The sequence below is a fragment of the Natronomonas gomsonensis genome, assembly GCF_013391635.1.
Lineage (GTDB): Archaea > Halobacteriota > Halobacteria > Halobacteriales > Haloarculaceae > Natronomonas > Natronomonas gomsonensis_A.
Genome location: NZ_JACAWU010000002.1, coordinates 185,160 through 195,912, shown reverse-complemented (window position 1 = coordinate 195,912; position 10,753 = coordinate 185,160). Strand labels below are relative to the sequence as shown.

At 66.4% G+C, this 10,753-nt stretch carries 12 protein-coding genes; all 12 read right to left on the bottom strand.

The window, feature by feature from the left end; genetic code table 11:
- Positions 1-20: 20 nt before the first annotated feature.
- Complete coding sequence (locus HWX69_RS09215) at positions 21-383, bottom strand: helix-turn-helix transcriptional regulator (protein WP_178916828.1); 363 nt, start codon at positions 381-383, stop codon at positions 21-23.
- 26 nt (positions 384-409) lie between these two features.
- Positions 410-1,141, bottom strand: a complete 732-nt coding sequence (locus tag HWX69_RS09210) for an NRDE family protein (RefSeq protein ID WP_178916827.1) — start codon at positions 1,139-1,141, stop codon at positions 410-412.
- A gap of 42 nt (positions 1,142-1,183) precedes the next feature.
- On the bottom strand, positions 1,184-2,683 hold the full coding sequence (gene menE / locus HWX69_RS09205) for an o-succinylbenzoate--CoA ligase (protein ID WP_178916826.1): 1,500 nt from the start codon (positions 2,681-2,683) through the stop codon (positions 1,184-1,186).
- A gap of 15 nt (positions 2,684-2,698) precedes the next feature.
- Positions 2,699-3,697, bottom strand: a complete 999-nt coding sequence (locus tag HWX69_RS09200) for a mandelate racemase/muconate lactonizing enzyme family protein (RefSeq protein ID WP_178916825.1) — start codon at positions 3,695-3,697, stop codon at positions 2,699-2,701.
- Positions 3,694-4,635, bottom strand: a complete 942-nt coding sequence (locus tag HWX69_RS09195) for a 1,4-dihydroxy-2-naphthoate polyprenyltransferase (protein ID WP_178916824.1) — start codon at positions 4,633-4,635, stop codon at positions 3,694-3,696. The genes HWX69_RS09200 and HWX69_RS09195 overlap by 4 nt, the downstream gene beginning before the upstream one ends.
- Positions 4,636-4,759: 124 nt before the next feature.
- Positions 4,760-5,428: a hypothetical protein gene (locus HWX69_RS09190; protein ID WP_178916823.1), complete on the bottom strand. Its 669-nt coding sequence runs from the start codon at positions 5,426-5,428 to the stop codon at positions 4,760-4,762.
- 206 nt (positions 5,429-5,634) lie between these two features.
- Positions 5,635-6,522, bottom strand: coding sequence for a 1,4-dihydroxy-2-naphthoyl-CoA synthase (locus HWX69_RS09185; RefSeq protein ID WP_178916822.1), 888 nt, complete (start codon positions 6,520-6,522; stop codon positions 5,635-5,637).
- Positions 6,523-6,567: 45 nt separating this feature from the next.
- Positions 6,568-6,885 carry a hypothetical protein gene (locus HWX69_RS09180; RefSeq protein ID WP_178916821.1) on the bottom strand — a complete coding sequence of 106 codons (318 nt, stop codon included), beginning with the start codon at positions 6,883-6,885 and terminating at the stop codon, positions 6,568-6,570.
- On the bottom strand, positions 6,882-8,651 hold the full coding sequence (gene menD, locus HWX69_RS09175) for a 2-succinyl-5-enolpyruvyl-6-hydroxy-3-cyclohexene-1-carboxylic-acid synthase (RefSeq protein ID WP_178916820.1): 1,770 nt from the start codon (positions 8,649-8,651) through the stop codon (positions 6,882-6,884). The genes HWX69_RS09180 and menD overlap by 4 nt, the downstream gene beginning before the upstream one ends.
- Positions 8,648-9,985 (bottom strand): isochorismate synthase, encoded by a 1,338-nt coding sequence (locus tag HWX69_RS09170; protein WP_178916819.1) that lies wholly within the window; start codon positions 9,983-9,985, stop codon positions 8,648-8,650. The genes menD and HWX69_RS09170 overlap by 4 nt, the downstream gene beginning before the upstream one ends.
- A 96-nt stretch (positions 9,986-10,081) precedes the next feature.
- Positions 10,082-10,360 (bottom strand): UPF0058 family protein, encoded by a 279-nt coding sequence (locus tag HWX69_RS09165; RefSeq protein ID WP_156710410.1) that lies wholly within the window; start codon positions 10,358-10,360, stop codon positions 10,082-10,084.
- Between the two features lie 75 nt (positions 10,361-10,435).
- Entirely contained in the window at positions 10,436-10,648 is a 213-nt protein-coding gene (locus HWX69_RS09160; RefSeq protein ID WP_156710409.1) for a ribbon-helix-helix domain-containing protein, read from the bottom strand.
- Between the last annotated feature and the right edge of the window lie 105 nt (positions 10,649-10,753).

The window sequence follows — 10,753 nt, the reverse complement described above, 5'->3', positions numbered from 1 at the left end:
AGTGTGCAGAAAGTGGGTTGTTAGTACTCCTCGTAGGCCAGGTTCATCACCCAGTGAGAGAAGGCGTCGCTTTGGGCGTCGGCCTCCTCGTCGCCGACGAACGGGGAGAGCATGTCGCCAGCCATCAGCAGCGAGAAATCGAGGTCTTTCGGGTCCCGAATCGGCGTGATGTAGTAGGTGTTGTGGCCCTCGTAGACAGTGTCCTCCCGTTCGACGAGGCCCTTCTCCTCGAGTGAGTCGATGATGCGGCTTCCCTTCCGGGAGTCGACGTCGAGTTCCTTCCAGAAGTCGCTCTGGTGGATGCCACCGGTCGACCGAATCAGTTCGAGCCCCGCTCGTTCGGCCTCCGTGAGCTCCTGCTCCTCGTCGGCGGTGGTACTCATTGTACTCCCTTCCGCCGGCGAGCCGTTTAAATCCTGCTTTCGGTCGGTTCGAACGGCGTCTCACACGGCGGGCCGTCGGCGAACTCGAAGACCCGTTCGTCGCCGAGTCGGACGAGCGAGGACGACCGGGTGCCGAAGCCGTCGCGGTGGATACAAGCGCCGAACTCGTGGTCGCCGAGTATCTCGCCGGCCCGATGCGTCCACGCTTCGGCTGTTTCGCCGTCTCTCGGCTGGAGTTCCGCCCGGATGCGTTCGGCGTTGTTCGCCTGCTGGCGTCCCGCTTCGGGTCGCATCGGTGGGACGAACCACTCGCCGTCGAAGCCGACGTTGACGACGATGTGGACGCCGGGGTCGAATTCCGTCACTCGGTGTACGTCGCCCCACTCGATGAGCAGGGCATCTTCGCCGTCGGCTGCGAGCAGATGGAAGGGGGCGTACTCGCGGGCCTCGAGTTCGCTTTCGACGCGCTCGATGGCGGCGCGTGCGGTCGGTTCCGAGAGCGCGTCGTCGACGAGGAGGCCACGGGAGCGTTCGCCTTCCCCCTCGACCCACCGGTTCGTGATGGCGACGAGAACGCCGTCTTCGTTGTAGCCGAGCCACGTCCCGCCGGCCTCTTCGTCGCGAGGGGCGACGATTCGGGGGTCGCCCTCCCGGACCGCAGGCGGCGTCGACGGGCGTCCGAACGCCTCGTCGCGGTTGGCCGCGACACAGATGGGCGCCTCCTCGAAGACCTGCCACGCGACGATGAGTGTACACACGGTAGGCGGTAGGTTCGCCTCGAAAATAAAGCCGCCTCCGGTTCAGGCGTCGTCGACCGCTTCCAGGGCCGTTCGAACCGCCTCGCGGTCGACGGTACCCGAGGCCGTCCGCGGCAGCGAGTCGGCGAAGCCAACGGTTCGCGGGAGTTTGTAGCCGGCGAGGTGCTCCCGGCATTGCTCCCGGAGGGCGTCGGGTGCAACCTCCGAGCCGTCGACGAGGACGACCAATGCAGCGACGCGTTCGCCCCACTCCACGTCGTCGATGCCGACGACGGCCGCGTCGTCGACGGCCGGGTGGTCTCGGAGCGCGGCGACGACTTCGCTCGGGTCGACGTTCTCCCCGCCGGTGACGATCGTGTCGTCGACGCGAGCGTGGACGTACACTCGGCCGGCCTCGTCGCGGTGGCCCACGTCGCCAGTCCGGAGTCCGCCGTTGGTGAACGCCTCTCGCGTCGCCGCGTCGTCGAGGTACCCCGGCGTCACCATCGGCCCGGCGACGACGAGTTCGCCCGTCTCACCGGGGCGACACACCGCGCCGGCGTCGTCGACGACGGTCACCTCCGCGAACATGAGCGGGTTGCCGACCGTATCGGGGTGTTGGCGTGACTGTTCGGGCGTCGCGGTGGCGATTTGGGAGGCCGCCTCGGTCATCCCATAAGTCGGAGCAACCGGAACACCCCGGTCGTGGGCGCGAGCGAGCAACTCGGGTGGGCAGGCGGCCCCGCCCAACAGCACGAATCGGCAGTCTGGGAACTCACCGGCGTCGAGCATCCGCTCGAGCATCGTCGGAACCAGCGAGACGCACGTGGCGTCGGCTCGACGCATCGCCTCGGCGGTCCGCTCGGGGTCGAAGCCGCGCTGGACCGAGATAGAAGAACCGTACAGCACCGACCGGTAGACGGGTGCCAGCCCGCCCATGTGATACATCGGGAGCGTGACGTGCCAACAGTCGGCGCCGCCGACGCCGAGGCGGAACGCGGAGGCGGTCGCACTCGCCAGCACGTTCGCCAGTGTGAGCACGACTCCCTTCGGGTCGCCCGTCGTCCCCGAGGTGAACATGACGACCAGCGGGTGGTCGGGTTCCCACTCCGGGAGGTCGAACGGTTCCGGTCGGACGCTCTCGAGGCGTTCGGCTCCAGCGGTCGGCTCGTCGAATGATAGAACAGTGGTGTCGTTCGCTTCAATCGCTTCTATGGCGTCGGTGACGGGGCGCTCGGTGTCGGTCTCGCAGGCGACGGCCGCGGGGTCGATTCGTTCGAGACGAACGGCGAGTTCGTCGGCCGTCAGCCGTGCGTTGAGCGGAACGAGAACTGCCCCCAGTCGCTGTGCGGCGTGGACGGCTTCGAGGAATTCGATGCGGGTCTCGGCACACACGGCGAGGGCGTCGTCGACGCCGACGCCACGGGCGGCGAGGCGGCCGGCCAGCACTTCCACCCGCTCGTTGAGGTCGGCGTAACTCCGGGGCGTCGCCACGTCGCCACCGGCGGCTACCGCCGTCGCCTCGGGCGTCCCATCCGCTCGTGTGGCCAGCCAATCTCGCATCGTCCGTCGCCCGATTCACGAGGGGGGAATATTGCCTTTTCCCTGTGGAACGGATATCGACCCACCTTCGGCCACTGCGATATCCGCCCGGACGTCCTCGGCGAGTAAATCGCCGGTCGCCAGCCCGCAGGGCCGTCTATCGGGTATCGACGCCGCGAGGTGGACTGCACCGGCACGCGCGACTGCCCCGTCGATGGTCGTCGTGACGACAGGGTCGACACCGGCATCGCGTGCCTTCAGGGCAGTTTCCCGCGCTCGGTCGACGCCGCCCAGCGCCATCGGCTTGCAGACGACGACGTCCGCCGCATCCGCTTCGAGGACGGCGGCGAGACCGTGTTCGAGAAGTCCCTCATCGAGGCCGACGCCGACCTCGCCGCCACGGAGACCAGCGTGACCTGCGAGATTCTCGGCGGGCAGTGGCTGTTCGACGAAGGCGACATCGAGAGCCTCGAACGCCTCGAAGGCGCGCTCGGCGGTCGGCTCGTCCCACGCGCCGTTGGCGTCGGCCCGGAGTTCGACATCGGGACAGGATTCCCGGACCGCCTCGAGTCGCTCGATATCGACTGCGAGCGAGCGTGCGCCGACCTTCACTTTCAGCGCCGGATACCCCTCGACGACAGCACGGCGGGCGGCCGCGGCAGTGTCCGCCGGTGTTCCGTCCCCGATAGTCGCGTTGACCGGGACGCTCTCGACGCGCGTTTCGCCACCGAGATGGCGATACAGCGGTTTCCCGGCCGTCCGCGCGCGAGCGTCGAGGACCGCCAGCGAAACCCCGTGTCGTGCGGCCGGCCTCGCTTCGAGCGAGGTGAGAGCATCGAGTGGGTCTTCGACCGACCGCAGGGCGGCGGCACATTCGGAAAGCGATTCGGTCCAGCCGGCAAGCGGTGTCGCTTCTCCGAGTCCCTCGATACCGTCGATATCGACCTCGAGGAGGAACCCGTCTCGACGCTCGATGCGGCCCGCGGCGGTGTCGAGCGGGTGGGCAAGCGGGAGGGAAAAGCGCTCTACTCTCATACCAACGCCGGTGCCGCGAGGCCGACGGCGAAGGCAAGCGAGTGGGCAAACAGGAGTTGGCCCGTCCGCTCTAAGGCCGGGTTGAGCGCTTCACCGTCGGTGTGGGTCCAGACCGTCCCGCCGAGGGAGACGGCGAGCGGTGCGGTCAACAGCGGAAGAAGGACCGAGAGGCCGTATCCGGCGGCCCAGAAGACGACCGGAACGGCGTAGGCCATTCCGACCAACGCGGTCCACTCGATGCGGCTGAGTCGGTAACCGAGCATGACGGCGAGCGTCCGCTTTCCGGCCGCGGCGTCGGTCTCGCGGTCACGGATGTTGTTGACGACAAGGATGGCAGTCGACAGCCCCGCGACAGGGAGTGCGGCGACCACGGCCGCCAGTGGCACAGTTCCCTCGGGAAGCCACAGCGGGAACGGCTCGGCGGCGTAGGTGACTGCTTGAACGTAGTACGTCCCCGCGACAGCGACGAGACCGAAGAAGACGAACACGAACACGTCGCCGAGGCCACGGTAGCCGTAGGGGAGCGGGCCACCGGTGTAGGTGATGCCCGCGGCTACGCTGGCGAGGCCGATGACGAGGATGGGGACGCCGCCGAGGTAGACGAGGTACGTGCCGAGGAGGATTGCGAGACCGAACGTCGCGTACATCGCCCGCTTGACCGACTGCGGGGCGATGATGCCGCCGGCGGTCACGCGGGTGAACCCTTCGCGGTCCTCGGTGTCGGCGCCGCGAACGGCGTCGTAGTAGTCGTTGGCAAAGTTCGTCCCGATTTGGAGGAGTAACGCCCCGACGAGGGCGAACGCAGCCGACACCGGTGCGAAGAAATCGTCGTGAATCGCCAGCCCCGTCCCGACGATGACCGGCGCCGCTCCCGCCGGCAACGTCTGCGGGCGGGCCGCCATCAGCCACGCTTTCGCGGGTGAAACCGCCTCAGTCATTGTCGGTGCTGCGTCCGGGAGGGGTATAATGTCGGGTGGTCCGAGCCGATGGCTCGCGGTCATCGGACAGCAGCGCTATCTGCGGTGAAAAAACGGAGAAAGTGTCGGGAGTCGTGAAGACCGCTTACGCCGAGCTGCCGGTCGCGTCGTCGGCCGCGTCTTCGACCTGTTCGGCGGCGTCCTGAACCTGCTCGGAGACGTCGTCGATCTGCTCCTGCAGCGTGTCGGCGCCTTCCTCGAGTTGTTCCTGGATGCTGTCGAGTTGCTCGTCGAGTTGGTTTTGGAACTCCTCGGAGCGCTCGTCGAGTTGCTCCTGAAGGTCCTCGATGGACTCCTGGAGGTTCTCGAGGGCGTCGACGGTCTGGTCTTCGAGGTCCTCGCTGGCCTCGAGCAGTTGGGCGACTTGCTCGTCGAGGGTTTCGAGGAAGTCCTCGAGGAGTTCGTCGACAGACTCGTGGCCGTCGTCGAGGTTCTCCTCGAGGGCGTCGAAGGCATCGGACTGGTTGGCTTCGAGTTCGTCGAGCTGTTCGTCGAGGGTCTCACGGATGTCCACGAGAACGTCCTGGTCGCCGGGGACGGCCGCTTCGACGGCGTCGAAGTAGGCGTCCATGCCCGTGCGGACGATATCGCTGCTGCGTTCCGAGAACTCTCGGGTCGTGTCGAAGCTCTCGACGAGACGCTCGTTGACGTTCTGCTGGAACTCGACGCCGGATTCGATGGCGTTCTGGGTCTGTTCGAGGGTGCTGCGCTGGAAACTGAACATCGTGCTGACCGCGGAGTCGTTTTGGCTCATTGTAATTGAACTAACGCGTCCCGACTATATAACTCTTACCACCAAATACCACTCAATACCAAGAAATGGTTTGAGAATACGGATGGAGCGTTCAGTTACCTCGTCGACGGCCTGTTCGACTCGTCGTTCCACAGCCAGGTAGGATAAAACAACGTCAGAACCAATTATTGCATCCGAGTGTCACCGAGTGACGAACGGACGACGCGTCAGTAGTACCAGTCGAACTTCTCGAATTCGGGGTCCCGTTTCTCGTTGAACGCGTCACGTCCCTCCTGGGCCTCGTCGGTCATGTAGCCGAGTCGGGTGGCTTCGCCCGCGAACACCTGCTGGCCGACGAGTCCGTCGGTGTCGAGGTTGAACGCGTACTTCAACATTCGAATCGCCATCGGCGACTTCGAGAGGATACGCTCGCCCCACTCCAGGGCCGTCTCCTCGAGTTCCTCGTGGGGGACGGCCTCGTTCGCCATCCCCATCTCGACGGCCTCCTCGGCGGAGTAGGTTTTCCCGAGGAAGAACACCTCCCGGGCCTTCTTGTGACCGACCTGATGGGCGAGGTACGCCGACCCGAAGCCCGCGTCGAACGACGCCACGTCCGGGTCGGTCTGGAGGAACTTGGCATGTTCCTCGGAGGCCAGCGTCATGTCACAGACGACGTGCAGGGAGTGGCCGCCGCCGACGGCCCACCCGGGAACGACGGCGATGACCGGCTTCGGAATGTGACGGATGAGCCGCTGGACTTCGAGGATGTGGAGTCGCGGCGCGTCCTGCTGTTCGGCTTCGGGTTCGGATTCGTACTCGTAGCCGGCCTCGCCACGAATGCGCTGGTCGCCGCCGGAACAGAACGCCCAGCCGCCGTCTTTCGGCGACGGGCCGTTGCCGGTCAACAGCACACAGCCCACGTCCGTCTGCCGTTTGGCGTGTTCTAAGGCGGTGTACAGCTCGTCGACCGTCTCCGGTCGGAAGGCGTTGCGGACCTCGGGGCGGTCGAAGGCGATGCGGACGACGCCGCTGTCTTCCGCCCGGTGGTAGGTGAGGTCCTCGAAGTCGTCGGTGACCGGTTCCCAGCGCGCGGAATCGAAGATGTCCGATACCATGCCGGAGGTGGGACCGGCGCCAGCAAAAAGCCACCCGACCGCAACTCACCAACTGCTCACGCCGAGCAGCCACACCGTCAGGTACAGCCCCATCCCGACGAGCAGCCCGGTCGTCGGCTCCCCGCCCAGAACCCCGGCGCCGAGGACGACCGCGAACAGCGTCGCCGCCCCGACCGCCCGGCGGTCCCCCATCCGCGCCGGCGAGGGCAACTCCGAACGACCGACGGCCGTCGCCGCCACCGTCGCCACGATGACTGCGGCGCCGACCACAAGCGGAATTCCCGAGAGGACGAGCGCGGCGAACCCAGCGAGCATCGCCGTCACCGTCGTGAACAGCCACGGACCGACGCGCGGGTCGCTCACTGCGAGAGCTCCTCGACGACGCGTTCCTGCAGTGCCGTCCGGTCGGCGTGGTTGCGGTCGCTGTCAGTACGGACCTCGATGACCTGCGTCCCGTCGCTCGCGAGGGAGTCGGCGTACAGTTCCCGGAACCCTTCGCGGTCGCCCGTGCGCGCGAACTCGAGGTCGTACAACTCCGCCGAATGTTCGAAGTCCAGTCCGTGCGGCGTCCGGAACCACTCCTCGAAGGTGCCGTGGGCCTCGATTGGGAGCAGATGGAAGATGCCGCCCCCATCGTTGTTGATGCAGACAACGGTCGCGTCGACATCGCAGCGACCGACGGCGAGCAGGCCGTTCATGTCGTGGTAGTACGCGAGGTCACCCGTCACGAGGACGAGCGGGTCGTCGGAGACCGACCCCGCCCCGAGCGCCGTCGAGGTGATGCCGTCGATGCCGGAGGCGCCGCGGTTTCCGAGAACGGTCAAATCAGCCGGTCGGGGACGACCGAACCGGTCGAGGTCCCGGACGGGCATCGAGTTCGAGACGAACAGCGTCGTCGAATCCGGTGCGGCCTCGACGGCATCGGTGAGGACCGCACCCTCCTCCGGTTCCGCGCCGGCGACGAGTTGCCAGTACGCCGCCTCGGCCTCTCGGAGTCGGTCGGCGTACGGTCCGGGTTCGCGTTCGACTCGGGCCGCGAGGTCACTCGCGACCCACGTCTCGTCGGCGACGACGAGGTCCGTCGCGGTAAACGTCGCCTCGCGCCATCCCCCGGCCGGGTCGACGACGAACTGACGGGCCCCCGACCGCGCGAGGTAGTTCCGGAGCGGCTTGGAGGTCGGAGAGGCGCCGAAACGGACGACCACGTCGGGCGTCGCCTCGATTGCAGCGAGATACGAATCGTACCCACCGCAGACGGTTACGCCATCGCTGTCGACGTGTCCGCCGAACCGAATCCCCGAGAGCGGGTCGGCAAACACGGGGAATCCACTGGCCCGGGCCAACTCGGCGAGTGCATCGACAGCGGGCGCCGAGCGGTCGGTGGGACCGCAGACGACGACTCCGGAATCCGCGGTTTCGATTACCTCGACGAGGTTTCGTCGGTCCGCAGCGGATAGCGTCGATTGACCACGCGTCACTTCGACGAACGACCCCTCGCGGCCCTCAACGGCGAGTGAGTGGTCGTCGACGAACCCCCCAGGCACCGCGCCGTCGGGGACGCCGAGCGGGGCCGCCTTCCCACCAGCGGTCGGTTCCAGCGGCTTGCGGAGCGGTACATCGAGATGAACGGGTCCGGGTTCGCCCCCCGTCGCGGTGCCGACCGCCCGCGCGAGTGCGGTCCGAAGCGACCGGAGCTTTCGGTCCGCAGGTTCCGGTTCCGGAAGCTTCCGGTACTGACGCACCGCGTCGCCGTACAGTCGCTCCTGGTCAATGGTCTGGTTGGCACCGCTGTCCTGCAGTTCGGGCGGACGGTCCGCCGTCAACAACAGCAACGGAACGCGGGAGCGGTCGGCCTCGATGACCGCCGGGTGAAAGTTCGCCAGCGCCGTCCCGGAGGTGCAGACGAGCGCCGTCGGTGTTCCGGTCCGTTTGGCTCGACCCAGAGCGAAGAACGCCGCCGACCGCTCGTCGAGAAGCGAGTACGTCTCGATACCCTCGTGTTCGGCGGCGGCGACGGTCAGCGGCGTCGAACGACTTCCCGGCGCCAGTACTGCCGCCTCGACACCCGCCTTCGACAGTTCGTCGGCGATGACCTCCCCCCACAGCGTGTTGACGTTCATCTCGGTCACTCGAGTTCGTCGAGGATGGGCCGGTACTTCAGTTGCACTTCGTCCCACTCGCGGTCGGGGTCGGAGTCACCGACGATGCCGACGCCAGCGAACAGCGTCGCGACATCCTCACGGGCGACTGCCGACCGTATGGCAACCGCAAAGGAGCCGTAGCCGGCGGCGTCGAACCACCCGACAGGCGCGGCGTACCAGCCACGTTCGAACGGTTCGGTGTCGCGGATGGTATCCAGTGCGCGGTCCGGGGGCAGTCCGCCGACCGCCGGTGTGGGGTGTAGCGCCTCGACGAGCGAGAGGACGTGTTCGTCGACGGCCAACTCGGCGGTAATCGGCGTCTCGATGTGCTGGACGGTCGCCAACCGACGGATGCCACGCTCGCCCGCGCGGATGGACGCTGCATAGGGTTCCAGTTGCTCCCGGATGGCGTCGGCGACGAGTTCGTGTTCGTGGACGTTCTTTTCGTCTGCCAGCAGTTCCTCGGCGAGCCACTCGTCTTCTTCCGGGGTGTCGCCGCGGCCGGTCGTGCCAGCGATGGCGCCCGTTTCGACCGTTCGACCCCGGAGGCCGACGAGTCGCTCCGGCGTCGCACCGAAAAACCCCGAACGGCCGACCTCCGGTTCGAAGAGGAACCGAAAACAGTTCGGATAGGTGTCGCCGAGTCGGGCAATCGCGTCGGGAATCGACAGCGGCGCGTCGAGACGAGCCTCCAGTGCCTGTGCGAGGACGACCTTTCGGAGCTCGCCGGCGTCGATGCGGTCGATAGCAGCCGTGACGCTGTCGCGCCACTCCGCCTTCGAGGTGGTCCGTGTCCGGCTTTCGACGCCCGGCGGTCCCGCGGAGACGGCTGGCTCCGACGTGTCGAGGAGCGCTTCGGTGGCGGTGTCGAGTCGGCGTTCGACGTCGGCGGCGCCGGCGTCGATCGCGTTGACCGTCACCCACGCCTCGTCGTCGGTGTAGGTGACTTGCACGCGAGGGAGCACGAATCGGGCACCGGGATACCCCTCCCACGGCCCCTCCCCGACGTGTTCGTCGTGAAACGAAAACCCGCCGAACACGCGGGGTCGGGCCGCGAGCGTCCCGGCGTGAACGTCGCCGACGGAGAAGAGTTCCGTCGCCGCCTCTCGAATCGCGTCGAAACGGCCGGGGCCGTCCGCCGTGATGGTCGCTGCCGCGCCGCTGCCGACGACCGTCGACTCGCCTGGGGCAGCCCAAAGCGTCCGTGGTGACTCTGCCGCCGTTAGAGCCGCTCTGGGCGTCGGTGCTTCCCGAACCCGCCTCGACCGACTGACGAGCCCCGCCGATTCCGGGGCCGTCTCTTCGCTCCGCAACGGTTCCATTGACACCACGTTAGACCCCCACCGTTTTAGGTTACGTGTTCGGGCACGCACCGGCCGGAATCCCGGACGGCCCCGCGACGCTCGAGAAGAGTCGGCTTACAGCTTCGATTCCGCGTCGTCGGCGAGTTCCTTCATCCGCTTGCCGATGCGGCCCGCATCGGAGAACTCGTCTTCGCTCATGACGTTAGCCAAGGCGTTACCGAGAACGAACACGGCGTGTTTGTGCTCGCTCTTCGATTTGTGAACATCGTCGGGCGTCACGTCGAGTGATTCGTAGGGGTCGAACACAGACGAATCGATTTCGTCCATGTCCTGGAAGTGACCCATTATCGATACCATCTTCGCGTGCAGTTCGAGGAGTTCGTCTTTGTGCATATTCGTGGATACTGTTAGGGACCGTTTAACGCTTTCGCGGGAACCAGCCACACGAAAACAGCGCCGAACGGGTTGCTAGAAGACGTACTCGTCGTCGTGTCCCATCATCCCGTCCTCTTCGAAGCCCGGTTCTTCGTCGTCCATCGGACCGCTCGTCTTGTAGGCTCGGAGCCCGGTCGACAGCAGTTCTTCGATGGCTTCTTCCCGGTTTACGAACTCGCCCTTCTCCACCAGTTGGGCGATTTGCATTTCGAGATGTTCCGGGACAGTGAGTTGTACCTTCGGCATCGGAACGTTCGAACGTTCGGGGATGGGGTATTTAACTCTGACGGGGAAATTTTCGCTACTCGAAAACCGAAGCCCAGGTTACCCAAATAATCCTTACCGAAATGA

What these genes read in the sequence shown, in the direction of transcription:
- HWX69_RS09215 (WP_178916828.1), bottom strand. Translation starts at nt 383, where the DNA reads ATGAGTACCACCGCCGACGAGGAGCAGGAGCTCACGGAGGCCGAACGA.
- menE (WP_178916826.1), bottom strand. Translation starts at nt 2,683, where the DNA reads ATGCGAGATTGGCTGGCCACACGAGCGGATGGGACGCCCGAGGCGACG.
- HWX69_RS09200 (WP_178916825.1), bottom strand. Translation starts at nt 3,697, where the DNA reads ATGAGAGTAGAGCGCTTTTCCCTCCCGCTTGCCCACCCGCTCGACACC.
- HWX69_RS09195 (WP_178916824.1), bottom strand. Translation starts at nt 4,635, where the DNA reads ATGACTGAGGCGGTTTCACCCGCGAAAGCGTGGCTGATGGCGGCCCGC.
- HWX69_RS09190 (WP_178916823.1), bottom strand. Translation starts at nt 5,428, where the DNA reads ATGAGCCAAAACGACTCCGCGGTCAGCACGATGTTCAGTTTCCAGCGC.
- HWX69_RS09185 (WP_178916822.1), bottom strand. Translation starts at nt 6,522, where the DNA reads ATGGTATCGGACATCTTCGATTCCGCGCGCTGGGAACCGGTCACCGAC.
- HWX69_RS09170 (WP_178916819.1), bottom strand. Translation starts at nt 9,985, where the DNA reads ATGGAACCGTTGCGGAGCGAAGAGACGGCCCCGGAATCGGCGGGGCTC.
- HWX69_RS09165 (WP_156710410.1), bottom strand. Translation starts at nt 10,360, where the DNA reads ATGCACAAAGACGAACTCCTCGAACTGCACGCGAAGATGGTATCGATA.
- HWX69_RS09160 (WP_156710409.1), bottom strand. Translation starts at nt 10,648, where the DNA reads ATGCCGAAGGTACAACTCACTGTCCCGGAACATCTCGAAATGCAAATC.